Source organism: Allobosea sp., from assembly GCF_036675845.1.
Classification (GTDB): Bacteria; Pseudomonadota; Alphaproteobacteria; order Rhizobiales; family Beijerinckiaceae; genus Allobosea.
In genome coordinates this window covers 1-25,045 of record NZ_JAKFED010000179.1, presented here as the reverse complement: position 1 = coordinate 25,045, position 25,045 = coordinate 1, and the positions used below count along the sequence as shown (strand labels likewise).

General features: G+C 67.6%; 26 protein-coding genes and 2 riboswitches. Of the genes, 16 read left to right on the top strand and 10 right to left on the bottom strand.

The genetic code is table 11. From position 1 onward, the window contains the following. The 6 genes from gcvPB to V6M56_RS19535 form a co-directional block, all read right to left on the bottom strand. The gene (gene gcvPB / locus V6M56_RS19560) at positions 1–1,575 is read right to left on the bottom strand and encodes an aminomethyl-transferring glycine dehydrogenase subunit GcvPB (RefSeq protein WP_332686117.1); all 1,575 of its coding nucleotides are present in this window, start codon (positions 1,573–1,575) and stop codon (positions 1–3) included. Continuing rightward, positions 1,575–2,915 carry an aminomethyl-transferring glycine dehydrogenase subunit GcvPA gene (gene gcvPA, locus V6M56_RS19555; RefSeq protein ID WP_332686115.1) on the bottom strand — a complete coding sequence of 447 codons (1,341 nt, stop codon included), beginning with the start codon at positions 2,913–2,915 and terminating at the stop codon, positions 1,575–1,577. Before gcvPA ends, gcvPB begins: the two co-directional genes overlap by 1 nt. A gap of 148 nt (positions 2,916–3,063) precedes the next feature. Next, entirely contained in the window at positions 3,064–3,438 is a 375-nt protein-coding gene (gene gcvH / locus V6M56_RS19550; protein WP_332686113.1) for a glycine cleavage system protein GcvH, read from the bottom strand. A 28-nt stretch (positions 3,439–3,466) separates the two neighbouring features. Then, positions 3,467–4,645, bottom strand: a complete 1,179-nt coding sequence (gene gcvT, locus V6M56_RS19545) for a glycine cleavage system aminomethyltransferase GcvT (RefSeq protein ID WP_332686111.1) — start codon at positions 4,643–4,645, stop codon at positions 3,467–3,469. A 57-nt stretch (positions 4,646–4,702) separates the two neighbouring features. Then, a riboswitch (glycine riboswitch) is annotated at positions 4,703–4,798 on the bottom strand. A gap of 4 nt (positions 4,799–4,802) precedes the next feature. Beyond that, positions 4,803–4,902: riboswitch (glycine riboswitch) on the bottom strand. Positions 4,903–4,987: 85 nt separating this feature from the next. Continuing rightward, the gene (locus V6M56_RS19540; RefSeq protein WP_332686109.1) at positions 4,988–5,632 is read right to left on the bottom strand and encodes a hypothetical protein; all 645 of its coding nucleotides are present in this window, start codon (positions 5,630–5,632) and stop codon (positions 4,988–4,990) included. Continuing rightward, entirely contained in the window at positions 5,629–6,138 is a 510-nt protein-coding gene (locus tag V6M56_RS19535) for an invasion associated locus B family protein (protein WP_442881195.1), read from the bottom strand. The genes V6M56_RS19540 and V6M56_RS19535 overlap by 4 nt, the downstream gene beginning before the upstream one ends. A 350-nt stretch (positions 6,139–6,488) precedes the next feature. On the opposite strand from V6M56_RS19535, the gene coxB reads away from it, so the two are divergent. The 12 genes from coxB to V6M56_RS19475 all read left to right on the top strand — a co-directional run bounded on the left by coxB (position 6,489) and on the right by V6M56_RS19475 (position 19,700). Continuing rightward, a complete protein-coding gene (coxB, locus tag V6M56_RS19530; RefSeq protein ID WP_442881194.1) occupies positions 6,489–7,367 on the top strand; it encodes a cytochrome c oxidase subunit II in 879 nt (292 codons plus the stop codon). A gap of 57 nt (positions 7,368–7,424) precedes the next feature. Further along, positions 7,425–9,059: a cytochrome c oxidase subunit I gene (ctaD, locus tag V6M56_RS19525; RefSeq protein WP_332686107.1), complete on the top strand. Its 1,635-nt coding sequence runs from the start codon at positions 7,425–7,427 to the stop codon at positions 9,057–9,059. A gap of 156 nt (positions 9,060–9,215) precedes the next feature. Then, positions 9,216–10,172, top strand: a complete 957-nt coding sequence (locus V6M56_RS19520) for a heme o synthase (protein WP_332686105.1) — start codon at positions 9,216–9,218, stop codon at positions 10,170–10,172. Next, a complete protein-coding gene (locus tag V6M56_RS19515; protein WP_332686151.1) occupies positions 10,169–10,405 on the top strand; it encodes a hypothetical protein in 237 nt (78 codons plus the stop codon). Before V6M56_RS19520 ends, V6M56_RS19515 begins: the two co-directional genes overlap by 4 nt. 4 nt (positions 10,406–10,409) lie before the next feature. Further along, positions 10,410–10,991, top strand: a complete 582-nt coding sequence (locus V6M56_RS19510) for a cytochrome c oxidase assembly protein (RefSeq protein ID WP_332686103.1) — start codon at positions 10,410–10,412, stop codon at positions 10,989–10,991. A 48-nt stretch (positions 10,992–11,039) separates the two neighbouring features. Further along, a complete protein-coding gene (locus V6M56_RS19505; RefSeq protein ID WP_332686101.1) occupies positions 11,040–11,897 on the top strand; it encodes a cytochrome c oxidase subunit 3 in 858 nt (285 codons plus the stop codon). 75 nt (positions 11,898–11,972) lie between these two features. After that, complete coding sequence (locus V6M56_RS19500) at positions 11,973–12,347, top strand: DUF983 domain-containing protein (RefSeq protein WP_332686099.1); 375 nt, start codon at positions 11,973–11,975, stop codon at positions 12,345–12,347. After that, entirely contained in the window at positions 12,344–13,111 is a 768-nt protein-coding gene (locus V6M56_RS19495; RefSeq protein WP_332686097.1) for an SURF1 family protein, read from the top strand. Before V6M56_RS19500 ends, V6M56_RS19495 begins: the two co-directional genes overlap by 4 nt. Before the next feature lie 229 nt (positions 13,112–13,340). Further along, complete coding sequence (gene thrC, locus V6M56_RS19490) at positions 13,341–14,756, top strand: threonine synthase (protein WP_332686095.1); 1,416 nt, start codon at positions 13,341–13,343, stop codon at positions 14,754–14,756. Continuing rightward, positions 14,753–16,099 carry a M16 family metallopeptidase gene (locus tag V6M56_RS19485; RefSeq protein WP_332686094.1) on the top strand — a complete coding sequence of 449 codons (1,347 nt, stop codon included), beginning with the start codon at positions 14,753–14,755 and terminating at the stop codon, positions 16,097–16,099. Before thrC ends, V6M56_RS19485 begins: the two co-directional genes overlap by 4 nt. Positions 16,100–16,104: 5 nt before the next feature. After that, positions 16,105–16,695 (top strand): GNAT family N-acetyltransferase, encoded by a 591-nt coding sequence (locus tag V6M56_RS19480; RefSeq protein ID WP_332686092.1) that lies wholly within the window; start codon positions 16,105–16,107, stop codon positions 16,693–16,695. 173 nt (positions 16,696–16,868) lie between these two features. Next, a complete protein-coding gene (locus V6M56_RS19475) occupies positions 16,869–19,700 on the top strand; it encodes an EAL domain-containing protein (RefSeq protein ID WP_332686145.1) in 2,832 nt (943 codons plus the stop codon). A 106-nt stretch (positions 19,701–19,806) separates the two neighbouring features. Here V6M56_RS19475 and V6M56_RS19470 read toward each other — a convergent pair whose 3' ends face one another. Next, positions 19,807–20,418, bottom strand: a complete 612-nt coding sequence (locus tag V6M56_RS19470; protein ID WP_332686090.1) for a YqgE/AlgH family protein — start codon at positions 20,416–20,418, stop codon at positions 19,807–19,809. A 183-nt stretch (positions 20,419–20,601) separates the two neighbouring features. Between V6M56_RS19470 and V6M56_RS19465 the strand changes: the two genes are divergently transcribed. The 3 genes from V6M56_RS19465 to V6M56_RS19455 all read left to right on the top strand — a co-directional run bounded on the left by V6M56_RS19465 (position 20,602) and on the right by V6M56_RS19455 (position 22,699). Next, positions 20,602–21,450, top strand: a complete 849-nt coding sequence (locus tag V6M56_RS19465) for a protein-disulfide reductase DsbD domain-containing protein (protein WP_332686088.1) — start codon at positions 20,602–20,604, stop codon at positions 21,448–21,450. A 154-nt stretch (positions 21,451–21,604) separates the two neighbouring features. Then, the gene (locus V6M56_RS19460; protein ID WP_332686143.1) at positions 21,605–22,090 is read left to right on the top strand and encodes a peroxiredoxin; all 486 of its coding nucleotides are present in this window, start codon (positions 21,605–21,607) and stop codon (positions 22,088–22,090) included. Positions 22,091–22,249: 159 nt separating this feature from the next. Next, positions 22,250–22,699, top strand: a complete 450-nt coding sequence (locus tag V6M56_RS19455; RefSeq protein ID WP_332686086.1) for a GNAT family N-acetyltransferase — start codon at positions 22,250–22,252, stop codon at positions 22,697–22,699. A 170-nt stretch (positions 22,700–22,869) separates the two neighbouring features. Here V6M56_RS19455 and V6M56_RS19450 read toward each other — a convergent pair whose 3' ends face one another. The 3 genes from V6M56_RS19450 to V6M56_RS19440 all read right to left on the bottom strand — a co-directional run bounded on the left by V6M56_RS19450 (position 22,870) and on the right by V6M56_RS19440 (position 24,347). Continuing rightward, complete coding sequence (locus V6M56_RS19450; RefSeq protein ID WP_332686084.1) at positions 22,870–23,382, bottom strand: GNAT family N-acetyltransferase; 513 nt, start codon at positions 23,380–23,382, stop codon at positions 22,870–22,872. An 86-nt stretch (positions 23,383–23,468) separates the two neighbouring features. Further along, a complete protein-coding gene (locus V6M56_RS19445; RefSeq protein WP_332686082.1) occupies positions 23,469–23,888 on the bottom strand; it encodes a VOC family protein in 420 nt (139 codons plus the stop codon). Positions 23,889–24,011: 123 nt separating this feature from the next. Then, on the bottom strand, positions 24,012–24,347 hold the full coding sequence (locus V6M56_RS19440; protein ID WP_332686080.1) for a cupin domain-containing protein: 336 nt from the start codon (positions 24,345–24,347) through the stop codon (positions 24,012–24,014). Between the two features lie 163 nt (positions 24,348–24,510). On the opposite strand from V6M56_RS19440, the gene V6M56_RS19435 reads away from it, so the two are divergent. After that, positions 24,511–25,041 (top strand): MarR family winged helix-turn-helix transcriptional regulator, encoded by a 531-nt coding sequence (locus V6M56_RS19435; protein ID WP_332686078.1) that lies wholly within the window; start codon positions 24,511–24,513, stop codon positions 25,039–25,041. Positions 25,042–25,045: the final 4 nt, after the last annotated feature.

The following is a 25,045-nucleotide window of genomic DNA, read 5'->3' as shown; positions in this document are numbered from 1 at the left end:
TTACTCCGCCGCTTCCTGAACCGGCTCCGGCCTGACCCATTTCAGCACCGGCTGGCGCGCGGCGCGGGTCTCGTCGAGCCGGCGGATCGGGGCGTGGTGCGGGGCTGCGGTGAAGCGGCTCTTGTCGTTGCCCTTGGCGGCCATGGCGAGGTCGCGCAGCGTCGCGATGAAAAGGTCGAGCGCCGCCTTCGATTCAGATTCGGTCGGCTCGATCAGCATGGCGCCGTGGACGACGAGCGGGAAATACACCGTCATCGGGTGGTAGCCCTCGTCGATCATCGCCTTGGCGAAATCGAGCGTCGAGACGCCGGAGCCCTTCAGCCAGTCATCGTCGAACAGCACCTCATGCATCGAGGGATGGTCGGGGAAGGGCAGCGACATCAGGTCGGACAGGCCGGCGCGGATATAGTTGGCGTTGAGCACCGCATCCTCGGAGGCCTGCTTCATGCCGTCGGCGCCATGGCTCAGCATATAGGCGAGCGCCCGGACATACATGCCCATCTGGCCGTGGAAGGCGGTCATGCGGCCGAAGGGATCGTTGCCTTCAGGCGCATCGGCCTTGTGCTCGACCAGGCGCGACTCGCCGTTCTCGACATGGATGAACGGCACCGGCGCGTAGGGCGCCAGCCGCGCCGAGAGCACGACCGGGCCGGCGCCCGGCCCGCCGCCGCCATGCGGGGTCGAGAAGGTCTTGTGCAGGTTGATGTGCATGGCGTCGACGCCAAGATCGCCCGGCCGCGCCTTGCCGACGATGGCGTTGAAATTGGCGCCGTCGCAGTAGAAATAGGCGCCGGCCTCGTGCATCGCCGCAGCGATCTCGACGATCTGCGGCTCGAAGATGCCGCAGGTGTTGGGGTTGGTCAGCATGATCGCGGCGACATCGGGACCGAGCAGCGCCTTGACGTCCTCGACCGCGACCGTGCCGTCGTCGCGCGCCGGCACCGACTTCACGGTGAAGCCGATCAGCGCCGCTGTCGCCGGATTGGTGCCATGCGCCGATTCAGGGACCAGCACGACCTTGCGGGTCGCCCCCTCGCCCTTGGCGGCGATCGCAGCCTTGATCGCCATCATGCCGCAGGCCTCGCCATGAGCACCGGCCTTCGGCGAAAGCGCCACCGCCGGCATGCCGGTCAGCGTCATCAGGTAGCGGGCAAGCTCGAGCATCACGTCGAGCGCGCCGGGCACCGTCGAGACCGGCTGGAGCGGGTGCACGTCGGAGAAGCCCGGCAGCCGCGCCACCTTCTCGTTGAGGCGGGCATTATGCTTCATCGTGCAGGAGCCGAGCGGGAAGAGCCCGGTGTCGATGCCGTAATTCTTCTGGCTCAGGCGAACATAATGGCGCATCGCCTCGGGCTCGGAGAGACCGGGCAGGCCGATCTCGCCCTGGCGCGCATGCTTGCCGAGCCGGCTCTTGAACGGCGCCGGCTTGTCGATATCGACGCCGGTGGTCTCGTGATGGCCGATCTCGAAGATCAGCGGCTCGATCTGCTGCAGCGCGCGATTGCCGGTGAAGGTCTCGTGGATCTCGGCGGCAGCTTCGCCAGCCTGGCTGGGACGTCCCTGACGGTTCAGCATCACAGCACCTCCGCGAGCGCCGCCACGAAGGCCGCTCTATCTTCATCCGTGTTCACTTCGGTATTGGCGACTATCAGGAGATCATCGAGCCCGGCGCCGGGCTTCAGGCGCGAGGCCGGCACGCCGGCCAGGATGCCCTTTGCGGCCATGGCCTCGACCACCTGCGCCGCCGGCTTGGCGAGCTTCAGCGTGAACTCGTTGAAGAAGCTCTCGTTCAGGACCTCGGCGCCCTTCACCTTGGCGAGCGCATCGGCGAGCTTGACCGCATTGGCGTGGTTGACCTCGGCGAGCCGGGAGAGGCCGGCCTGGCCGAGCAGCGTCATGTGGATGGTGAAGGCCAGCACGCAGAGGCCGGAATTGGTGCAGATGTTCGAGGTCGCCTTGTCGCGGCGGATATGCTGCTCGCGGGTCGAGAGCGTCAGCACGAAACCGCGGCGGCCATCGGCATCGGTGGTCTCGCCGCAGAGCCGGCCCGGCATCTGGCGGATATATTTCGACTTGGCGGCGAAGAGGCCGACATAGGGGCCGCCGAAATTCAGCGCGTTGCCGATCGACTGGCCCTCGCCGACGACGATGTCGGCATCCTGCGCGCCGGGCGGCGTCACCGCGCCGAGCGAGACGACCTCGGTGAAGACCGCGATCAAGAGCGCGCCATGGGCATGGGCCTTGTCGGCGATCGGCCTGAGGTCGCGGAGATTGCCGAAGACGTCGGGCGACTGGACGACGACGCAGGAGACGCTGTCGTCGATCGCAGCGAGGATATCCTCCGTCGCGCGGACATCGGGCGGCAGCGCCACGACCTCGTCGCTGGCCATCTCGGAGAGCGTCTCGACGACCTGGGTATAATGCGGGTGCAGACCGCCGGAGAGCACCGCCTTGCGCCGCCTGGTGACGCGATGGGCCATCAGCACCGCCTCGGCCGTGCCGGTCGAGCCGTCATACATCGAGGCGTTGGCGACCTCCATGCCGGTCAGGGCTGCGACCTGTGTCTGGAACTCGAAGAGATATTGCAGCGTGCCCTGGGCGATCTCGGGCTGGTAGGGCGTGTAGCTGGTCAGGAATTCCGAGCGCTGGATGAGGTGATCGACCGTCGCGGGGACATGGTGCCTGTAGGCCCCTGCCCCGACGAAGAACGGCACCGAGCCGGCGGCGGTGTTTTTTCCCGCCAGCTTGCCGAGGATGCGCTCGACCTCGAGCTCGCCCTTGGCGCGCGGCAGGTCGAGCGGCGCCTTGAGCAGCTTGCCGGCCGGCACGTCGCTGAACAGGGCATCGATATCTTGAACGCCGACGCGGGCGAGCATGTCCTCGCGGTCGGTGTCGGTCAGGGGAAGATAGCGCATTCCGTTTCCAGTCCTCGATCGATGCGGCGGGCCACCGCCCCGTCATGCTCGGGCTTGACCCGAGCATCTCTTCAACCAGTGCCTTCTCGTCCGGAGATTCTCGGATCTCCGCTGCGCTCCGTCCGAGAATGACGGCGTCGGCGACGCCTCAAAGCGTCTTCACGTAATCCTGGTACTCGGCCTCGCTCAGCAGGCCCTCGAGCTCGGCGGCGTCCTTGAGCCTGATCTTGACGAACCAGCCCTTGCCGGCCGGGTCCTCGTTGACCGTGCCGGGCGCAGCCTCGAGCTCGCCATTGACGGCGACGATCTCGCCGGAGACCGGGGCATAGACCTCCGACGCCGCCTTGACGCTCTCGACGACGGCTGCCTCGGCGCCCTTCGCCAGCGCCTTGCCGACAGAAGGCAGCTCGACGAAGACGACGTCGCCGAGCTGGCCCTGGGCGAAGTCGGTGATGCCGACCGTGCCGGTGTCGCCCTCGATGCGGATGTATTCGTGGTCCTTGGTGTAGCGGGTCTCGGCCATGGGTCTTTCTCCGGCGAAAGGATGAAGCTCAGCGCTTGTAGTGGTTGGGGACGAAAGGCATGGCGGCGACGGTCGCGGGCAGCGGCTTGCCGCGCACGATCAGGTCGAGCCTGGTGCCGGGAGCGGCATGCTCGCGGGCGACATAGCCCATGGCGCAGGGCCCGTTCAGGGTCGGGCCGAAGCCGCCCGAAGTGACCTTGCCGACGACCGTGCCATCAGCAAGCGCGATCTCGGCGCCCTCGCGGGCGGGGGCACGCCCTTCCGGCAGCAGGCCGACGCGGACTCGCGCTGCGCCTTCCGCGAACTCGCGCTGGATGCGGGCCGCGCCCGGAAAGCCGCCTTCCTCGCGCCGGCGCTTCTGGATCGACCAGTTCAGGCCGGCCTCGACCGGCGAGGTCGTGGTGTCGATGTCGTGTCCGTAGAGGCAAAGCCCCGCCTCGAGCCGCAGCGAATCGCGGGCGCCAAGGCCGACCGGCTTGACGCTGGCATCGAGCAGCAGCGCGTCCCAGAGCTCGCCGATGCGCTCGGCGGCGGCGGAGATCTCGTAGCCGTCCTCGCCGGTATAGCCCGAGCGGGTGATATTCGCCTTGATGCCGCCGAGCTTGAGGGTGCGCGCCGTCATGAAGCCCATCTCGGCGACCTCGGGATTGAGCGCCGCCAGCGCCGCTTCCGCCTTCGGCCCCTGGAGCGCGATCAGGCCGCGATGCTCGGCCCGGATCAGCTTCACATTGGCGGGCAGGCGCGCCTCGATATGGGGATAGTCCGCCAGTTTGCAGGCGGCATTGACGATCAGCAGCAGGGCGCCGTCCTCGTCGGGATCGCCCGAGCGCGTCACCATCAGGTCGTCGAGGATGCCGCCCTCGTCGTTCAGCAGCTGCGTATAGCGCTGCTTGCCGGGCTGCAGGTTGACGATATCGGCCGGGACCAGGGCCTCGAGCGCGCGTGCGGTGGTTTCGTGGTCGGGTCCGATCAGGAAGGCCTGGCCCATATGCGAGACGTCGAACAGGCCGGCGTTGTCGCGGGTCCAGACGTGCTCGGTCAGGATGCCGCTGGGATACTGCACCGGCATGTCGTAGCCGGCGAAGGGCACCATGCGGGCGCCGAGCGCGACATGGCGGGCGTGAAGCGGAGTCTTGAGCAGCGTCTCGGCGCTTGCGGCATTTCCGTGGAGCTCTTGTCCGTGCAGCTCTTGGGCTTCGGCAGCCATGACGTCCCTTCCAGAATCGAGCGCGAGCCCCGGACGGAATCGTCCGGAGCGCGCCCCCTCTGTCTCGGGACCTGAGAGATTTCCCCGCCGGCCTTACGCCAGCAGGTTACCCCCGTCGGTGGGCGAGCCTCGACGGCCCGCCACTTTCCAGAGCGCCAATTCCCACGCGGTCCGTTTGCCTGAGCGTTTCCGGGGCGGTTGCGCCTTCGGCGCCGGGTCCGGACAAGTCCGGCACCGGTCTCTCCCGCGGGGATGATGCGGCGGGAGCAGCAATAGCTGAGAGCGGCTTGAAGTCAATCGAGCCGGCGCCGCGGCGCCGGTCTCGCCACCGCCGGATGGCGGCTATCTGCGGCGGCGGCGTGCGGACTCGGCGCCGCCCGTGCCCAGCGAGACGACGATCTCGGTCTCGCCGCTGCCGGCCGGCACGACGATATTATCCTCGACATGGACGAAATCGGCGCCGGTCTGGCCGGAAGGAATCGTCGCGCCGACCCGCGAGGCGCGGCGTGCGATGATCTGGCCGTTGCGGACGACCTGCGTCGTCAGGGTCGCGCCGAAGGAACCCGCGCCACCGGCCCGCCCGGCCAGCACGCGTCCCTCGACGCCGACCTTGAGGTTGAAGCCGCCGCCAGGGCCGGTGGCGTTGCACTCGCGCGCGACCGTATTGATCGAGATCTGGTGGCGCAGGCTCGCGCCGTCGGGGCCGGACTGGGCCCGGATCGCCGCGCCGCCCTCGGCAATGATGACCGCCGGGCAGATCAGCTCCTCCTCCGGGTCGCCCGGCAACTGGTTGACCGGCGGCGGCGTCGTCGACTGGAAGGCGATGATGTTGCCGAACTTCTGCATTGCGCTCGGCTCGCCGGTGGAGCGCGACGAACCGCAGCCGGCGAGCGCGACGGCCAGGGCCGGCAGGACGAGCCAGGCCCTACGCCCAAGAAACAACTGGCGCCCGGCAAACATCTGGCGCCCGGAAAACAATTCGATCACGGCAGAGCCTCCACGCCGGGGCCGAATCCATTCAGCGATACCGGAATACCGACGCCTTCCTCCGGCGTCTGGAAGACGATGAATGTCGCGCTCTTGCCGCCCTTGAGCTGGCCGAGCAGCGTATCGTCGATCACCACCTCGGCGACGCAGCCGGTGGTCAGGCAGCGCACGAAGCCGGCGCGGCCGATATCCTTGTCGTCGATCTTGAGGCCGAGGCCGGACGGCAGCAGCACGCCGAGCGGGGCGACGACGCGCAGCAGCCGGCTCTTCTGGTCGGCGGTCTTGAGCACGATCGCCAGCAGCGTCAGGTTCGGCCTGTTCTCGTCCGCGACGTTCTGGACCAGGGCACATTGCTCGGTCTTGGCGCCGGGGGGAACCTCGCAGCGCATCTGCCAGTCGCCATGCGTGGAGCGCACCGCGCCCTGCGCCTGCGCCGGCAGCGCCATGGCGCTGAGCCAGCCTGCGGCGGCCAGAGCTGCGGCGGCGGGGCCGATAAGATGGCGCATCCCTGTCTTTCCTCTTTGTCGGGCGCCGCACGCGAAGGCGACGACGGGAGCCAGGCGCTCTCCCCAATCGAGAACTGCGTTGGGACCATGCGGTCCCTTTCCTGTCAAGACGAAGCGTTCACCGGCACGCCGGTGCCGGCCTTGGCCGGTCGCGGCGCGCCCCGCACCTCGCGTGCTTATGCCGCACGGCGTGTGCACGAGCCGATCATTGTCCCACTGGCGCAAGCGTGATCTTTGATTTATCGCAATGCCGAAGAACAGGGGTGGCCCGCCATGGCCGCCCGGACGCGTGCAAGCCGACCCAGGCGGAACGGGGGCCGGCGCGGCATCACAGGAGCTATGTCGGACCGATGCGATTTGTGACCTCTACCCTCAGGAACGCCGCAGCGGCCATCGCCGCGACGCCCGCGTTCTTCCCGGCCGCCGCATCGGCCCAGAATGGAATCCCGCAGCCCTGGCAGTTGAACCTGCAGCCCGCCGCGACCGAGATCGCGACGTTCATTCATTGGTTCCACGACTGGGTCAACGTCCTCATCTTCATCATCTCCCTCTTCGTCCTGGGGCTGCTGATCTACGTCGCCTGGCGCTTCAACGAGCGTCGCAATCCGGTGCCGGCCAAGACGACGCACCACGCGCTGCTCGAGGTGGCGTGGACGATCATCCCGGTGCTGATCCTGGTCGTGGTCGCGATTCCCTCCTTCCGCCTGCTCAAGCTGCAGCTCGAGATTCCGCAGGCCGACATCACCGTGAAGGTGACCGGCAAGCAGTGGTACTGGTCCTATGAGTACCCGCAGGAAGGCGGCGCCTTCGGCTTCGATTCGCTGATGCTCGACGAAAAGCAGCGCGCCGAGGCGATCGGCTCGAAGCGGATCGCCGAAGCCGAGGCCCCGCGCCTGCTCGCCGTCGACAACGAGGCGGTGGTTCCGGTCGGCAAGATCGTGCGCGTGCAGGTCACCGGTGCCGACGTCATCCACAAGTTCACCGTGCCGGCCTTCGGCGTGAAGATCGACGCCATCCCGGGGCGCCTCAACGAGACCTGGTTCAAGGCGGAACGCGAGGGCATCTATTACGGCCAGTGCTCGTTCATCTGCGGGCAGAACCACGCCTATATGCCGATCGCCTTCCGGGTCGTCAGCGCCGAGCGCTACGCCGCCTGGGTCGCCGAATCGAAGCAGAAATTCGCCAATGCGGCCGATGCCGCCGGCAAGGTCGCCGACGCGACCCGCTGATCGCCAACCATTGACTTGAACTCACGCGAACCGATTTCGCAGGAGGAGACGAACCCCATGGCTTCCACGGCTCCCCATGCCCAGGGCTACGGACACGACACCCACGCCGAGCACGCCCACCCGACCGGGTGGCGGCGCTGGCTGCTCTCGACCAACCACAAGGATATCGGCACGCTCTATCTGTGCTTTGCTATCTTTTCCGGCCTGATCGGCGGCTTCCTCTCGATCATGATGCGCATCGAGCTGCAGGAACCCGGCCTGCAGATCTTCGCCAACGGCCAGAGCTACAACGTCTTCGTCACCGGCCACGGCCTGGTCATGATCTTCTTCATGGTCATGCCCGCCGTCATCGGCGGCTTCGGCAACTGGTTCGTGCCGCTGATGATCGGCGCGCCGGACATGGCCTTCCCGCGGATGAACAACATCTCGTTCTGGCTCACGGTCGCCGGCCTGGTGCTGCTGCTGATCTCGCTGTTCACCGAGGGCGCGCCCGGCGCGACAGGCGCCGGCACGGGCTGGACGGTCTATCCGCCCTTCTCCTCGTCCGGCCATCCCGGCCCGGCGGTCGATTTCACGATCCTGTCGCTCCACCTCGCCGGTGCCGCCTCGATCCTGGGCGCGATCAACTTCATCACCACCATCCTGAACATGCGCGCGCCGGGCATGACGCTGCACAAGATGCCGCTGTTCGCCTGGGGCGTGCTGGTGACGGCGTTCCTGCTGCTGCTGGCCCTGCCGGTGCTGGCCGGCGCGATCACCATGCTGCTGACCGACCGCAATTTCGGCACCACCTTCTATGACCCGGCCGGCGGCGGCGATCCGGTGCTCTACCAGCACCTGTTCTGGTTCTTCGGCCATCCCGAAGTCTACATCATGATCCTGCCGGCCTTCGGCATCGTCAGCCACATCATCTCGACCTTCTCGAGGAAGCCGATCTTCGGCTATCTCGGCATGGCCTACGCCATGGTCGCGATCGGCGTCGTCGGCTTCATCGTCTGGGCCCACCACATGTATACGGTCGGTCTGTCGCTCAACACGCAGCGCTATTTCGTCTTCGCGACGATGGTGATCGCGGTGCCGACCGGCGTGAAGATCTTCTCCTGGATCGCGACGATGTGGGGCGGATCCTTGCGCTTCACCGCGCCGATGATCTGGGCGATCGGCTTCATCTTCCTGTTCACGGTCGGCGGCGTCACCGGCGTCGTGCTGGCCAATGCCGGCCTCGACCGCTCGCTGCACGCGACCTACTACGTCGTCGCGCATTTCCACTACGTGCTGTCGCTCGGCGCCGTGTTCGGCATCTTCGCCGGCTTCTACTACTGGTTCCCGAAGATGAGCGGCTACATCATCCCGGACTGGATCGGCCGCCTGCACTTCTGGATCGCCTTCATCGGCGCGAACCTGCTGTTCTTCCCGCAGCACTTCCTCGGCCTCGCCGGCATGCCGCGCCACTATGTCGACTATCCGGACGCCTTCGCCGGCTGGCACTTCTGGTCGTCGATCGGCTCCTACATCTTCGCCGCCGGCCTGCTGGTCTGGGCCTATGGCCTGGTCGTCGCCTTCACCAGGAAGGAACTGGCCGGCAACAACCCGTGGGGCGAAGGCGCGACGACGCTGGAGTGGACCCTGTCCTCGCCGCCGCCCTTCCACCAGTTCGAGACCCTGCCGCGCATCGTCGGCTCCGACCACTGAAACACCGCGGCGGCGGGCCAGTCCCGCCGTCGCCCTTCTCCCGAGCGCCCGATTAAGGGGCTTTCCGGAGGCGGGCGGCGACCAGCCGACCAGACCTTGAGAAATCGCGGCCCTTTTTCCGGGCCATCCGAAAGACGAGACGAAGACCGAGAACTTATGTCTGCTGCGTTCGACCAGATCGCCCCGCATCGTGACGGCGCCGCTACGACCTCCACTGGCGAGGCCGGCGATTTCTTTGAGCTGCTGAAGCCGCGCGTGATGTTCCTCGTCGTGGTCACGGCGCTCGGCGGCATGGTGGCGGCGCCCGGCTCGGTCAATCCGGTGATCGGCTTTGCCGCGCTGCTGGCGATCGCCGTCGGGGCCGGCGCCTCGGGCTGCCTCAACATGTGGTGGGACGCCGACATCGACGCGGTGATGACGCGCACGGCCAACCGGCCGATCCCGGCGGGGCGCATCCTGGCCTCGGAGGCGCTCGCCTTCGGCCTGGTGCTCTCGGTCGGCTCGGTGCTGGTGCTCGGCCTCGTCGCCAATCTGATCTCGGCGGCGATGCTCGCCTTCACGATCTTCTTCTACGTCGTCGTCTACTCGATGTGGCTGAAGCGGGCGACGCCGCAGAACATCGTCATCGGCGGCGCCGCCGGCGCCTTCCCGCCGATGATCGGCGAAGCGGTGGTGACCGGCGATTTCGGCCTCACCTCGATCGTTCTCTTCGCCATCATCTTCCTGTGGACGCCGCCGCATTTCTGGGCGCTGGCGCTGGTCAAGTCCGCCGATTACGCGCGCGCCGGCATCCCGATGCTGCCCAATGTCGCCGGCCCGGCCGCCACCCGGCGCCAGATCGTCGCCTATACGTTCGTGCTCGCCCCGGTCGGCGTGCTGCCGGCGCTGATGGGCTTCGGCGGCGCGGTCTACCTCGCCGTCTCGGTCACGACCGGGCTGATGATGATCGCGCTGTCGCTGCGCGTGCGAAAGGTCACCGAGGGCGAGGCGGCGCACAAGGCGGCCTACCAGCTCTTCGGCTTCTCGATCCTCTATCTCTTCCTGCTCTTCGCCGTGCTGCTGGCGGAAAACGGGCTCGGCCTGATGTGGGCGCTGCCCAAGGTGCTGGGATGAGCGAGAACCCGCAGTCCAAGGACACGCCGGCCAGGGAAATGCCGGCCAAGGATACGCTTGCCAAGGATACGCCTGCCGCGAAGACGCCGCCGGCCGCCTTCTCGCCGGAGGACATGGCAAGGCGCAATCGCCGCTCGATCGCGCTCGCGCTCGTGCTCGCCGGCCTCGTCCTGTTCTTCTTCGTGGTGACCCTGGCCAAGACCGGCCCGGCGATCCTCAACCGCCCCCTGTGATGCGATGACAGCCGCTCCCGCCAACCATCGCCGCACCGCGCTGATCTGCAGCGCCGTCGTGCTCGGCATGACCGGCCTCTCCTTCGCCGCCGTGCCGCTCTACGACATGTTCTGCAAGGCGACCGGCTTCGGCGGCACGCCGATGATCGGTACCAGCGGCGCCGGACGCATCATCGACCGGACCGTCTCGGTGCGCTTCGACGCCAATGTCGCGCCGGCGCTGGGCTGGCGCTTCGAGGCCGAGCAGACCGAGATCACCGCCCGGGTCGGCGAGACGCAGACGGTGTTCTACAAGATCACCAACACCTCCTCGCGCCCGGCGACGGGAATCGCGACCTACAACGTCCAGCCGTCCCAGGCCGCGGCGCATTTCGTCAAGATCCAGTGCTTCTGCTTCACCGAGAACACGCTGCAGCCGGGCGAGAGCATCGAGGCGCCGGTGGTGTTCTACATCGACCCCGAAATCGAGGCGAACCGCGAGCTGGCGAGCCTCAAATCCATCACCCTGTCGTACACCTACTTCCCGTCGAAGGCCGGACAGCCGGTCGCGGAAAGCAAGGGTGACGCAGCCAGATCAAGCCTATAAGCAGCGATCGAGCGCGCTGCACCACTATCGGACGCGGAGACGACCACGATGGCCGAGGCCCATACCAAGAACCACGACTACCACCTCGTCGATCCGAGCCCGTGGCCGCTGGTCGGCGCCGCCTCCGCGACGATCATGGCGATCGGCGCCGTGATGTGGATGAAGCACATGCCGGTCGCCGGCATGCAGCTCGGCCCTCTGGTCTTCGGCGCCGGCCTGCTCGGCGTGCTCTACACCATGCTGGCCTGGTGGATGGACGTCGTGCGCGAGGCCGAGCACGAGGGTCACCACACCCGCGTCGTCCAGATCCATCACCGCTATGGCATGCTGATGTTCATCGCCTCCGAGGTGATGTTCTTCGTCGCCTGGTTCTGGGCCTTCTTCGACGCCAGCCTGTTCACCGGCGAGACGATCCAGTACGCCCGCGCCGAGTTCACCGGCGGGCACTGGCCGCCGAAGGGCATCGAGACCTTCGATCCCTGGCACCTGCCCCTGCTCAACACGCTGATCCTGCTGACCTCGGGCACGACCGTGACCTGGGCGCATTACGCCCTGATCCAGGGCGACCGGAAGGGCCTGAAGCAGGCCCTGTGGCTGACCGTGATCCTCGGCACCCTGTTCACGATCACGCAGGCCTACGAGTACGCGCACGCCACCTTCGCCTTCAGCGGCCACATCTATGGCGCGACCTTCTTCATGGCGACCGGCTTCCACGGCTTCCATGTCATCATCGGCACGATCTTCCTGGCGATCTGCCTGTACCGGGTCTATCTCGGCCACTTCAAGCCGAACCAGCATCTCGGCTTCGAGTTCGCCGCCTGGTACTGGCACTTCGTCGACGTGGTCTGGCTGTTCCTGTTCGCCGCCATCTATGTCTGGGGCGCGGGCACGCCCGCCGCGCACTGATACCGGACCGGTCGCGGTCGCAGATCCCGAAGGGGCGGCCGCGAGGCCGCCCCTTCTCGTTTGACGGAGACAGCCATGAGCGAGCCGCACCTCTCCGGCCCCTCGCCGTTCTCGACCGGCCTCTCCGGACGCTGCCCGCGCTGCGGCGAGGGCAAGCTCTTCGACGGCTATCTCAAGGTCCGGCCGCGCTGCGCCGCCTGCGGGCTCGATCTTTCCTTCGCCGATTCGGCCGACGGGCCGGCGGTATTCATCATGCTGATCGCCGGCTTCTCCGTGCTCGGCCTCGCGCTCTATGTCGAGATCGCCTATGAGCCGCCGATCTGGCTGCACCTCCTGCTCTGGCTGCCGCTGGCGCTGGTCACCTGCCTGGCCCTGCTGCGGCCGATGAAGGGGCTGGCGGTCGCGCTGCAATATGTGAACCGGGCGCAGGAAGGCAGGCTGAAGAAGTGAGCGACACGACGACATCCACCTCGCGCCCGAAGCTGCTGCTGCCGGCGCTGCTGACCCTGGTCGGCGTCGGCGTGCTCTGCCTGCTCGGCAGCTGGCAGCTCCAGCGCATGAGCGAGAAGCACGCCTTCATCGAACGGCTCCGGGCGCAGGCCGAAGGCCCGGCCTCGGCCATGCCGGCTTCCGCCGAATGGCATTCGCTCGATCCGGCAGGGCTCGACCTGCAGCGCGTCGCGGTCAAGGGGACCTATCTCGACAACGGCATCGCCGGCGTGCGCACCACCATCGCCTCCGGCCCACCGGGCTCGCGCCAGCTCTCCGGCTTCGGGCGCTGGGTCTTCCAGGGTTTTCGGCTGGAGGACGGCGCCACCATCCTGGTCAATCGCGGCTTCGTGCCGGAGGCACGCTATGCGAGCATCGCCCCGGCGAGCGGCGCGGCGACCGTCGCCGGCTTCCTGCGCGCGCCGGAGGCCCGCAACAGCTTCACCCCGGCCGACCTGCCGGGCCAGCGCGAGTTCTACACCCGCGACCCGGCCGCGATCGCCGCCTCGCTCGGCCTGCCGCCAGCGCCCTTCTACCTGGAGGCCGAACGCCAGGGCGACGGCATGACCGCGCCGGCGGGCGTCGACGTCAAGGAACTGATCGGCAGGATTCCCGACAACCATCTGCAATATGCGCTGACCTGGTTCGGGCTGGCGCTGACGCTCATCGGCGTGTTCGGCGCCTTTGCCTGGCAGGCGCGGAGGCCACCTTCGCGGGCGGGCTGAGGGTCCTGTGCGCACCAACAGCCTTCATCCTGAGGAGCGCTCCGCAGGAGTGCGTCTCGAAGGATGCTCCAGGAGGCTCCCGAGGCGTCTGGGCGATCCTTCGAGACGCAAGCTGCGCTTGCTCCTCAGGATGAGGGCTGAGGGCGGTTGGCAGGTTTGCGCAGCCGGGCTTTGCCCTCCCCCGTCAACGGGCCTATAGGATCAGCACGAACCTCGAAACGGAACCGCCGTGCTGCATATCTCGACCCGGGGCGATGCGCCCCCGCTTTCATTCGCCGACGCGCTGCTCGCCGGCCTCGCCCGCGATGGCGGCCTCTATGTGCCGAAGGCGTTGCCGCAATTCGGGACGGCCGAGATCGCCGGCCTTGCCGGCCAGCCCTATGCGGCGGTGGCCGAGCAGATCGTCGGCGCGCTTGCCGATGGCGATATCGAAAGCGCGGCGCTGAAGGCGATGATCGGCGAGGCCTATGCGAGCTTCCGCCACCCGGCCGTCTGCCCGCTGGTGCAGCTCGGCGACAACCTGTTCTCGCTCGAGCTCTTCCACGGCCCGACGCTCGCCTTCAAGGACGTGGCGATGCAGTTGCTCGGGCGGCTGATGGACCATGTGCTGGCGCAGCGCGGCGAGCGCGCCACCATCGTCGGCGCCACCTCGGGCGACACCGGCGGGGCCGCCATCGACGCCTTCAAGGGGCTGGAACGGGTCGACATCTTCATTCTCTACCCGGAAGGCCGGGTCTCCGAGGTGCAGCGCCGGCAGATGACCACGGTCGACGCCGGCAATGTCCACGCCATCGCGGTCGAGGGCACCTTCGACGACTGCCAGAACCTGGTGAAGGCGCTGTTCAACCATCATCGCTTCCGCGACGAATTGCGCCTCTCGGGGGTCAACTCGATCAACTGGGCCCGGATCGCGGCGCAGGTGGTCTATTATTTCACGGCAGCGACGGCGCTCGGCAGCCCGCAGCGCCCGGTCTCCTTCGCCGTCCCGACCGGCAATTTCGGCGACGTGCTCGCCGGCTGGATCGCCAAGCGCATGGGCCTGCCGATCGGGCGCCTCGCCATCGGCACCAACAGCAACGACATCCTGGCGCGGGCGCTTTCGAGCGGCGTCTACGAGATGCGCGGCGTCAGCGCCACGACCTCGCCCTCGATGGACATCCAGATCTCCTCGAATTTCGAGCGCCTGCTGTTCGAGGCGCATGACCGCGACAGCGCCGCGGTGCGCCGGCTGATGCAGTCGCTGCAGCAATCCGGCCGCTTCGAGATCGCCGCTGCGCCGCTCGCCCGCATCAGGGCCGATTTCGACGCGGTCGCGATCGACGAGGCGGCGGTGGCGGCCGAGATCGGCGCGAGCTGGCGCGATGCCGGCTATCTGCTCGATCCGCACAGCGCCATCGGCGTCTGCGCCGCCCGCCAGGCATTGAAGGCCGATCCGGCGACGCCGGTGGTGGCGCTCGGCACCGCCCATCCGGCCAAGTTCCCGGTCGCCGTCGAGGCGGCGAGCGGTGTGCGGCCGGCGCTGCCGGCCCATCTCGCCGACCTGATGGAACGCAAGGAACGCTCCAGCCTGCTGCCCAACGACCAGGGCCTTCTGGAACGCTTCATCGCCGAGCGCGCGCGGGCCGTGCGGAGTGCCGCCGCATGAACAAGCTCAACGCCAAGACCGGCAAGCCGAAGCCCGTCAAGCGCGAGGAAGAAGCGCTCGCGCACGATCCCGCGGTCAGCCTGACGACGCTGCCATCGGGCCTGCGCATCGTCTCCGAGCACATGGCGCATGCCGCCACCGTCTCGCTCGGCATCTGGATCGGCGCCGGCTCGCGCGACGAGCTGCCGCATGAGCACGGCCTCGCCCATCTGCTCGAGCATATGGCGTTCAAGGGCACGGCGCGGCGCTCGGCCCTGCAGATCGCCGAAGAGATCGAGAGCGTCGGCGGCGACCTCAATGCCGCGACCAGCGTCGAATACACCTGCTACACCGCCCGCGTCCTCGGCCAGGACCTGGCGCTGGCGGTCGACATCCTCGCCGACATCCTGACCGAACCGGCTTTGACCGAGGAGGAGCTGGCGCGCGAGAAGGGCGTCATCCTGCAGGAGATCGGCGCCGTCCAGGATACGCCGGACGACCTCGTCTATGACCGCTTCCTGCAGGCCGCCTTCCCCGACCAGCCGCTCGGCCGGCCGATCCTCGGCACGGCGCAGACGGTGAACAGCTTCACGCCCGAGGCGATCCGCGCCTATCTCTCGCGGCACTACCATGCCGGCAACATGGTGCTGGCCGCGGCCGGCGCCGTCGACCATGCCGAGCTCGTCGCGCTCGCCGGGAAGATGCTGGCCGGGCTGCCGGCGCGCCCGGCCGAGCCGCCGGCCGCACGCGACCTCGCCGTCTACCAGGGCGGCGAAGCACGCATCGACGGCGACGAGGAGCAGGTCCATGTCGTGCTCGGCTTCCCCGGCAAGCCGTTCAAGGACGGCGCGCATTACCCGCTGCAGATCTTCTCGGCCGTGCTCGGCGGCGGGTTGTCCTCGCGTCTCTTCCAGGAGGTGCGCGAGCGCCGCGGGCTCGCCTATGCGATCGACGCCTTCCACTGGCCGTTCTCCGATTGCGGCGTCTTCGGCATCAGCGCCGGCACCGCGCCGGAGGATGTCGGCGAGCTCGTCGACGTCGCCTTCGACTGCCTCCGGCAGGCGGCGCGCGATGTCAGCGAGGTCGAAATGGCGCGTGCCCGGGCGCAGATGAAGGTCGGGCTGCTGGCCTCGCTGGAGAGCCCGGGCGGCAAGCTCGAGCAGATGGCGCGGCAGGTGCTGGTCTTCGGCCGCGCCATTCCGCGCGAGGAGCTGGCACGCCGGCTCGACGCGGTCAGCCTCGCCGATGTCCGTGCCGCCGGCCGCAGCCTGCTCGGGGGCCACGCCACCGTGGCCGCCGTCGGCCCGCTCGACGACCTCGCGCCGGCCGATGCCCTGCGCGCCGCCCTCGGTCGCCCGGCCTGACCGCCATGGCCCTGTTCCGCTTCGCGACCGACCCGCCGACGCGGCCGCTGATCCGGACCCGGAACCTCATCCTGCGCCCGCCGCTCGCCGGCGACTTCTCGGCCTGGGCGGTGCTGCGGCTGGAAAGCCGCGATTTCCTGACGCCCTGGGAGCCGGTCTGGAGCGAGGACGACCTGACGCGCAATTCGTTCCGGCTGCGGGTCAAGCGCGCTGCCCGCGAGATCGCCACCGACGAAGCCTATTGCCTGTTCGTCCTCGACGCCCGGACCGAGACCCTGCTCGGCGGGCTGACGCTGGGGCTGGTCCGGCGCGGCGTCGCCCAGGCCTGCACGCTCGGCTACTGGATGGGCCAGCGCCATGCCGGCAAGGGCCATATGACGGAAGCGGTGCGCGGCGCGCTCGGTTTCGCCTTTTCCGAGCTCGCCTTGCACCGCGTCGAGGCCGCCTGCCTGCCGCAGAACCTCCCCTCCCGCCGCCTGCTCGAGCGCGTCGGCTTCCGCGCCGAAGGCGAGGCACGCGGCTATCTGCGGATCAACGGCGTCTGGGCCGATCACCTGCTCTACGGCATGCTCGCCGCCGACCTGCGCAAGGGCTGAGGATGACGGCGATGGCTGCCTTGCCCTCGCCACGCCCGGCCGATACGACTGACTAGACATTTTAAACGTTCAGACCCGCCCCAGAGACCGAGCCCACCTTGTCATCGACGCACCGTCTCCTCCGGCTTGGCATCGCCATCTGCGGCCTCCTGGTGCTGGTTCTGCTGACGACTATGCGCCCTGCCCTCGCCGTCGAGGCGCAGCGCGTCCCGGTCGACGTACCGGTGCTCGACCTCACCGATGTGGTCGAGCGCAACAAATCCGATGGCGACGTCATCCAGATTTCGACCGCGCCGGGGCCGGACGGCATCGTCAGGCGCATCGCCGTCAGGGCCCGCGAGTCCGGGGCGCGGCCCGACTGGATCGTCTTCGCGCTCACCAATGATTCCGACGAGCAGATCGACCGGCTGCTGGTCGCGCCGTTCCACCGGCTGATCGGCTCCGGCGTGATCTGGCCCGATCTCGGCGATCGCCGCATCGAGGCGATCACCGCGAGCCAGGGCCTGCGGCCGGAGCGCGAGGATTCGCCCGACGCCGACGTCTTCCAGATCACGCTCGACCCCGGCACCACCGTCACCTTCGTGGCCGAGCTGAAATCGCCGAACCTGCCGCAGCTCTATCTCTACGAGACCGAGGCCTATCGCCAGAAGACCAACGGGCTGACCCTCTACAAGGGCATCATCATCGGCATCGCCGGCCTGCTCGCGCTCTTCCTGACCATCATCTTCGTGGTCAGGGGCGCGGTGATCTTCCCGGCGGCGGCGGCGCTCGCCTGGGCGGTGCTGGCCTATGCCGGGCTCGATTTCGGCTTCTTCCAGCGAATATTCCCGCTGACACCGGCGATAGAACGGATCTACCGGGCCGGCGCCGAGGTCGTGCTCGCCGCGACGCTGCTGGTCTTCCTGTTCGCCTATCTCAACCTGTCGCGCTGGCATGTGCGCTACAGCCATATCACCCTCGTCTGGATGATCGGCCTCGCCGGCCTCGTCGGCCTCGCCGTCGTCGATGCGCCGATGGCGTCCGGCGTGGCGCGGATCTCGATCGCGGCGGTCGCGGCGGTCGGCTTCGTCCTGATCCTGCACCTTGCCACCCATGGCTATGAGCGGGCGGTGATGCTGATCCCGACCTGGTTCCTGCTCGCGGTCTGGGTCACGGCCGCCGGCTTCACCGTGACCGGGCAGCTGGTGCGCGACCTCGTCCCGCCGGCGCTGATCGGCGGGCTGGTGCTGATCGTCCTGCTGATCGGCTTCACCGTGGTGCAGCATGCCTTCGCCGGCGGCGCGCTGGCCCAGGGGCTGGTCTCGGATACCGAGCGGCGGGCGCTGGCGCTCTCCGGCTCCGGCGACCTCGTCTTCGACTGGGACGTGGCGGCCGACAAGATCTTCATCTCGCCGCAGACCGAAATCCTGCTCGGCCTGCCCAAGGGCGCGCTCGAGGGCTCGGCCGCGCGCTGGCTCGAATACATGCATGTCGCCGACCGCGACCGCTACCGCGTCACGCTCGATGCCGTGCTGGAGCAGCGGCGCGGCAAGCTGCAGCTCGACTTCCGCCTGCGCGCCGCCAGCGGCGCCTATCACTGGTTCAGCCTGAAGGCGCGGCCGGTGATCGGCTCCGACGGCGAGGTCATCCGCGTCATCGGCACGCTCGCCGACGTCACCGAGCAGCGCACCGCGCAGGAGCGGATGCTGCACGACGCCGTGCACGACAACCTGACCGGGCTGCCCAATCGCGAGCTGTTCCAGGACCGGCTCTCGGCCGTCTTCGGCTTCTGCCGCGCCGATGAGAGCATCCGCCCGACGGTGATCGTGATCGATATCGACCGCTTCAAGCAGGTCAACGAATCGGTCGGCTTCTCGGCCGGCGATTCGATCCTGCTGACGCTGGCGCGCCGGCTCGGCCGGCTGCTGCGGGCGCAGGACACGCTGGCGCGCATCGGCGGCGACATCTTCGCGATGATCCTGGTCTCGGAGCGCGAGCCCGAGCGCATCCTGGCGCTGGCCGAGCTGGTGCGGCGCGCCGTCTCGACGCCCGTCACCTTCGCCGAGCGCGAGATCGTGCTGACGCCCTCGATCGGGCTGGCGCTCTTCGACGGCACGCCGACCGCGCGCAAGGACGACGCGCTGAAGAATGCCGAGCTCGCCATGGCCCATGCCAAGAACCAGGGCGGCAACCTCGTCGAGGTCTTCGTGCCGGCGATGCGCAACGACCGCAATGACCGCCTCGCCCTCGAAAGCGACCTGCGCCGCGCCATCGAGCGCGGCGAGATCCAGGTGATGTACCAGCCGATCGTGCGGCTCGAGGACCGCACCATCGCCGGCTTCGAGGCGCTGATGCGCTGGGACCACCCGCGCGAGGGGCGCCTGCTGCCGCAGGATTTCCTCGCCATCGCCGAAGAGACCGGGCTGATCGTCGATCTCGGCGTCTATGTGATGGACCGCACCGCGCGCGAGCTCGCCGCCTGGCAGGCGGCGCTCGAGGTCGAGCCGCCGATCTTCGCCAGTGTCAACGTCTCCAGCCGCCAGCTCCTGCGCCATGACCTGCTGCGCGACGTCAAATCGGTGCTGGCGCGCCGGCGCGTGCTGCCCGGCACGCTGAAGCTCGAGATCACCGAGAGCCTGGTGATGGAGAATCCGGAATATGCCGCGCAGATGCTCTCGCGCATCCGCGATCTCGGCGCGGGCTTGTCGCTCGACGATTTCGGCACCGGCTATTCCTCGCTGTCCTATCTGCAGCGCTTCCCCTTCGACACGATCAAGATCGACCAGAGCTTTGTGCGCCAGATGGGCAATGGCAGGCCGCCGGTGATCCTGCGCTCGATCGTCCAGCTCGCCGCCGATCTGCGCATGGACGTGGTGGCCGAGGGCGCCGAGACCGAGTCGGACGCGATCGAGCTCTACCAGCTCGGCTGCCAGTACGCGCAGGGCTACACCTTCGGCCAGCCGATGACGGCGGCCGAGGCGAGAAGGCTGGTCGGAGCGTCGAGCGCCTCGACGGAAGCGGCCTGAGCATTCGCGTCATTCTCGGGCGGAGCGAAGTGGAGACCCGAGAATCTCTTGCAGGAGATGCTCGGGTCAAGCCCGAGCATGACGCTCGACGCAATGGGAGAAACCCTCAGGCGTGCCCGGCCTCGTTGGAGAGGAAGGCCGGGTCGATGCCGAGCTTGCTCAGCGCCCGCTCGTATTTGGTGTCGAGCCCGTCATCGAAGAGCAGATCGTAATCGGCCTCGCAATGCAGCCAGCCATTGGACTGGATTTCGGCTTCGAGCTGGCCGGCGCCCCAGCCGGCATAGCCCAGCGCCAGCACCGCGTTCTCCGGCCCGCTGCCCAGTGCCATGGCGCGCAGGATGTCGAGCGTCGCGGTCAGGCAGATGCCGTCGTCGATCGGCAGCGTCGCCGATTCGAGGAAGAAATCGGCGCTGTGCAGGACGAAGCCGCGCTTGGTCTCGACCGGGCCGCCGCGCAGCACCTGGACACGCTCGACCTGGCTCGGCAGGCGGATCGCCTGGTCGGGCGGGATGACGTCGAGCTGCACCAGCAGTTCCGGGAAACGGGTGTCGGCGGCCGGCTTGTTGACGATGATGCCCATCGCCCCATCCTCGGAATGGGCGCAGAGATAGACCACGCTCCGGGCGAAGCGCGCATCGCTCATGCCGGGCATCGCGATCAGGCACTGCCCGTCGAGATAGCTGCGGCCGCTGACGCGCTGGTTCGATCCGATCTTCATGCCGCCATGCTATGCCTTTGCGGCCCTGCTGGGAACGGGGTGGCGCCGCTAAATCATCCTGACCCGCTTGCGCCGCATTCCCCTGCCAGGCTTTCGGAAACCTACCCCGCCGTCACGCAAATGTTTGAGGTCGCGACCGCGTGTTTCTCGCTATTCCAGCCGGCATCGCCTAAATCAGCTGTCGTGAAACCGGTCGTCGCCCTCGCCCTCGCCGTCATGGCGCTCGCCAGCCCTGCCCAGGCGCAGGAAGCGGCAGTCTCGCTATGGTCGCGCAGCACGCATTCCTCGCTGCGGCTGATCGCCGGCGCGACCGCGCCTTCCGGCAAGCAGCGCGTCGGTGTCGAGATCGTGATGGCGCCCGGCTACAAGACCTATTGGCGCAGCCCCGGCGATGCCGGCGTCCCGCCGGTCTTCGACTGGAGCGGCTCGGAGAATGTCGGCGGGCTCGATGTGCGCTGGCCGGCGCCCGAACGCTTCGAGGACGCGAACGGTTCCGGCATCGGCTATGTCGACGAGATCGTCGTGCCGGTCTCGGTCCAGCCGGTCGATCCGGCGCGGCCGGTGACGGTGGCGCTGAAGCTCGACTACGCCGTCTGCGACAAGATCTGCGTCCCCGCCAGGGGCGAGGCGCGCCTGTGGCTGGAACCCGGCGTCACCTCGGTGACCTCGCCGAGGCTCGAAGAGTTCGAGGCGCGCGTGCCGATCCCGGTCAAGCTCGGCGCCGCCCGCGACCGGCTTTCGATCCTCGAGGTCACGCGCGCGGAAAAGGAGCAGGAGCAGGCGCTGAAGCTGATCCTCAAGGCGCCGGAGGGGGGCTCGATCGACGATGTCTTCGTCGAGGGGGCCGGGCAATGGTCGTTCGGCCGGCCGCAGCTCACCCCCCTGCCCGACGGCACCATCGCGGCGAAGCTGAAGATCGTCGACCGGCCGAAAGGTGCCAGCGGCCCCACCCCGTTCATCGTGACGCTGGCCGGCAAGCCCGGCGCGGTCGAGACCCGGCTGGAACTCGACATCGGCGTCGGCAAGCCGTAACCCTCTCGCCGGGCGGCCGTCGGCCGCGAGCATGTTCCACAAAAGTGGGCACCACTTTTGTGATGAGAACATGCTCTACCATATGATCTGGCGCGAATTCTGGTCGTTCTGCCATATCTGGCCGAACGGAAAGCGCGACAATGGAGAACGGCAGATGGCGATCAAGGTCGGTGACAAGCTTCCGCAGGCGACATTCCGGGTGATGACGGCCGAGGGGCCGGCCGCGAAGACGACGGACGACCTGTTCAGCGGCCGCAAGGTCGTGCTGTTCGCGGTGCCGGGCGCCTTCACCCCGACCTGCCACAAGAACCACCTGCCCGGCTATCTGGCCAAGGCCACCGAGATCAAGGCCAAGGGCGTCGAGGAGATCTTCGTGACCGGCGTCAACGATGTCTTCGTCATGGACGCCTGGTCGAAGGCCACCGGCGGAGCCGGCGTGATCGGCTTCCTCTCCGACGGCAATGGCGACTTCGCCAAGGAGATCGGGCTTTCGCTCGACGGCTCGGGCTTCGGCCTCGGCACCCGTTCGCAGCGCTATTCGATGATCGTCGAGGACGGCGTGGTGACTGCGCTCAATGTCGAGGATGCGCCGGGCAAGGCCGACGTCTCCGGCGCCGAGGCGCTGCTCAACCAGCTCTGAGCCTTGGTTTTTCCAAAGCTGGCGCGTCATTCTCGGGCTTGCCCCGAGAATGACGCGCCAGCGCCTCCCAGCAGCAAATCCGATCGATCCGATCTGCGCTTGTCATGAGACAGCGGGAAACCCGGCGGCTAGCCTGCGGCAAATCCCAGGGAGAAGCCGATGTCCGAGGTCACCATCCGCCCGCTCGCGGTCGAGGATCGCGAGGCCTGGACACCGCTCTGGCGGGACTATCTCACCTTCTACAAATCGACACTGCCGCAGGACATCTACGACCTGACCTTCGCGCGCCTGACCGGCGGCGCCGAGCCGATGGGCGGCTTCATCGCCCTGCGCGACGGCGGGGCGGTCGGCCTCGTCCATTGGGTGACGCATCGCACCACATGGAGCGGCAAGGACATCTGCTATCTGCAGGACCTGTTCACCAGCGAGGCGGCGCGCGGCGCCGGCGTCGGCCGCAAGCTGATCGAAGCGGTGCGGCAGATGGCGCAGGCGAAGGGCTGCTACCGAGTCTACTGGCAGACGCATGAGACGAACCTGCAGGCGCAGGAACTCTACGACAAGGTGGCGGAAAAATCGGGCTTCATCGTCTACCGGCAGCCGCTGGGCTGAGGCGAGAGCAAGGGATGCCGGCGGACAGTTCCGCTTCCGCCCGATAGCTGACATCGGCAGCTTCGCCCGATGTTTCCCCGATATCGTCGGCACGGTCAGAGCCCGTCAGCACGGCCGGCAGAAGGTGCCGGCCGTCGGTGGTGTTGTTTGGAACCCTGTCGGTTGACAGGCTACCCTTTCACCTCGGCCGGTGCTGCCCGTCGCGCACGAAGCTCGCTACGGTAGACGATATGACCGGAGGGTAGTCCGAGCCTTTCGTAGAGCCGGAGCGCGGCTAGGTTGTCTGCGCGCACATGCCAAACCAGGCGCACGGCGCCCGCCGCTTCAGTCAATGAGAAGGCAGCCTCCATCAGAGCGCGACCGATGCCACGACCATGCAGGTCAGGCTCGACGAAGAGGTCCAGCAAGAGGCCCGACGGACCGCCCAGGCTCGTGGTTGGGTGGACAACCATGTGGGCAAATCCGACGACTCCACCTTCGCGCTCGGCAAGCAGTGCCTGCATGGGCATGGCGGGATCGAGAAAATTAGCCCAGGTAGCAGCCGAAACTTCGGCGGGTGGAGGCGCCCCGCCTTGCGGACCATAGGCGTGATAATCGGTCCAGAGCTTCAACCAGGCATCGCGATCAGCGGGACCGGGCAGACGAATGTCGGCGGCTCGTTGCTCCCTGTTCCGTGTAGACATCGTCGCAATGCCTCCTGCGATGGAAGTCTGGACGGCCTGAGCCTACCGGCCGTCGCTTGTGCTTGGGAACCATGCCGGCTGACAGGCTAATCTTCCACCTCGGCCGGTACTGCCCCCGCCTCCATCGAGATCGCTTCGAACACATGACCATCGGGGTCCTCGAAGGTGCGGTTGTACAGCCAGCCCAGGTCCTGCCGCTCGCGAATATCAGCCTTGCCGCCGGTCGCGGCCGCCGCCTCGACGATGGCATCGACCTGCTCACGGTTGTCGTGGGACAAGGCAAACAGCACCTCGCTCGTCGCATGGGCGTCAGCGATCTTCTTGGGCGTGAAGGTTGAGAAATAGTCGTTGGCCAGCAACTGGAACGTGATGGTGTCGGACCAGACCATGCTCGACGACTGGTGGTCGCTGAACTGTTCGTTCTTCTCGCATCCGATCGCCTCGTAGAAGCGGGTCGCAGCGGCGAGGTCCGTCACCGGCAGATTGATATAGATCATCTTCGACATTGTGTTTCTCCGTTGGGCTTTTGGTTTATTTGACTTGTATTCCACGTAATCTCGCGGCTCTGCGGATTGCGCTGATCCGATGAACGGACCTGCCCAACTTCAACAGGACCGATGCCAGGCCATTCAGGCCGATGACTGAAGGATCGTGTCGCTTGGATGGATGCAGACGAGTTCGAGCCTGTCGGCTCCGACATGGGTGAAGCGATGCGGCACACTGGCCGGCGCGACGACGATGTCTCCGGAAAAGGCGCGCACCGCTTCATCGCCAACGGTGAACTCGGCCTCGCCGCGCCTTACCAGCCAGGTCTCCACATAGGGATGCATGTGCAGGCTGGAGCCCTGTCCAGGCGCGGCATCGACGAGGAAGAGCGAAACCGGACCACCGGCCTCCCGCCCCTCGAACCGGATTGTGCGGCTCTGGCCCGGCTGCGGCTCCCGATGACGTCGGATCGTGACCATGCCGGGCCTCCTTCTCGCTGCGTTTGCCAGGGGCAGAGATATCTTGACGAGAAGGCATATCGTCAAGATATCTTCTCGTCAAGACAAAATATCTTCTTGCCGAGACATTCTAACTGCCGCATGTGATGGACCTGCGGCCGCTGGCCGGCGAAGGAGGCGAGGCATGGTGGCGAAAGCCAAGGGACAAGAAGGGCCGGCAGCAGAGGACCATGTCGTCCGCCTGCGCAGCCAATGGGCGCGCGAACTGCCTGATCTCGATACCGAACCGATGGGGATCCTGGGACGGGCGTCCCGCCTGACAAACCTGTTCCGCCCCAGCATGGAGGCGACATTCGCCAGGTTCGATCTTGATCGTGGCGAGTTCGATGTAATCGCGACGCTACGCCGTTCGGGGCCGCCTTATCGCCTGACGCCGACACAGATATACACGTCGCTGATGATTTCCTCGGGCGGTCTCACCCACCGGCTGGACCGACTCGAGAAGGCCGGGCTCATTCGGCGGGAGAAGTCGCAGCAGGACGGACGCAGCATGCTGGTGGCCTTGACCGACGCCGGCATCTCGCGCGTCGAGGAAGCCTGTCGAGCGCATGTGGCGAACGGGTCCGCGTTTCTTGAGGCCCTGGATGCGAAGGAACGCAGCGCGCTCGCCGATCTTCTGAGAAAACTGCTTGTCGCCATTGAGGACAATGCCTAGCGAC

Coding starts and splice junctions, on each gene's coding strand:
- V6M56_RS19475 (WP_332686145.1), top strand. CDS start 16,869: ATGCGCCCTGCCCTCGCCGTCGAGGCGCAGCGCGTCCCGGTCGACGTA.
- V6M56_RS19470 (WP_332686090.1), bottom strand. CDS start 20,418: ATGAAGATCGGATCGAACCAGCGCGTCAGCGGCCGCAGCTATCTCGAC.
- V6M56_RS19500 (WP_332686099.1), top strand. CDS start 11,973: ATGAGCGAGCCGCACCTCTCCGGCCCCTCGCCGTTCTCGACCGGCCTC.
- V6M56_RS19440 (WP_332686080.1), bottom strand. CDS start 24,347: ATGGTCACGATCCGACGTCATCGGGAGCCGCAGCCGGGCCAGAGCCGC.
- V6M56_RS19455 (WP_332686086.1), top strand. CDS start 22,250: ATGTCCGAGGTCACCATCCGCCCGCTCGCGGTCGAGGATCGCGAGGCC.
- gcvPB (WP_332686117.1), bottom strand. CDS start 1,575: ATGCTGAACCGTCAGGGACGTCCCAGCCAGGCTGGCGAAGCTGCCGCC.
- ctaD (WP_332686107.1), top strand. CDS start 7,425: ATGGCTTCCACGGCTCCCCATGCCCAGGGCTACGGACACGACACCCAC.
- gcvPA (WP_332686115.1), bottom strand. CDS start 2,915: ATGCGCTATCTTCCCCTGACCGACACCGACCGCGAGGACATGCTCGCC.
- V6M56_RS19520 (WP_332686105.1), top strand. CDS start 9,216: ATGTCTGCTGCGTTCGACCAGATCGCCCCGCATCGTGACGGCGCCGCT.
- gcvT (WP_332686111.1), bottom strand. CDS start 4,645: ATGGCTGCCGAAGCCCAAGAGCTGCACGGACAAGAGCTCCACGGAAAT.
- V6M56_RS19485 (WP_332686094.1), top strand. CDS start 14,753: ATGAACAAGCTCAACGCCAAGACCGGCAAGCCGAAGCCCGTCAAGCGC.
- V6M56_RS19435 (WP_332686078.1), top strand. CDS start 24,511: ATGGTGGCGAAAGCCAAGGGACAAGAAGGGCCGGCAGCAGAGGACCAT.
- gcvH (WP_332686113.1), bottom strand. CDS start 3,438: ATGGCCGAGACCCGCTACACCAAGGACCACGAATACATCCGCATCGAG.
- V6M56_RS19450 (WP_332686084.1), bottom strand. CDS start 23,382: ATGTCTACACGGAACAGGGAGCAACGAGCCGCCGACATTCGTCTGCCC.
- coxB (WP_442881194.1), top strand. CDS start 6,489: ATGCGATTTGTGACCTCTACCCTCAGGAACGCCGCAGCGGCCATCGCC.
- V6M56_RS19510 (WP_332686103.1), top strand. CDS start 10,410: ATGACAGCCGCTCCCGCCAACCATCGCCGCACCGCGCTGATCTGCAGC.
- V6M56_RS19535 (WP_442881195.1), bottom strand. CDS start 6,138: ATGCGCCATCTTATCGGCCCCGCCGCCGCAGCTCTGGCCGCCGCAGGC.
- V6M56_RS19515 (WP_332686151.1), top strand. CDS start 10,169: ATGAGCGAGAACCCGCAGTCCAAGGACACGCCGGCCAGGGAAATGCCG.
- V6M56_RS19445 (WP_332686082.1), bottom strand. CDS start 23,888: ATGTCGAAGATGATCTATATCAATCTGCCGGTGACGGACCTCGCCGCT.
- V6M56_RS19480 (WP_332686092.1), top strand. CDS start 16,105: ATGGCCCTGTTCCGCTTCGCGACCGACCCGCCGACGCGGCCGCTGATC.
- V6M56_RS19505 (WP_332686101.1), top strand. CDS start 11,040: ATGGCCGAGGCCCATACCAAGAACCACGACTACCACCTCGTCGATCCG.
- V6M56_RS19460 (WP_332686143.1), top strand. CDS start 21,605: ATGGCGATCAAGGTCGGTGACAAGCTTCCGCAGGCGACATTCCGGGTG.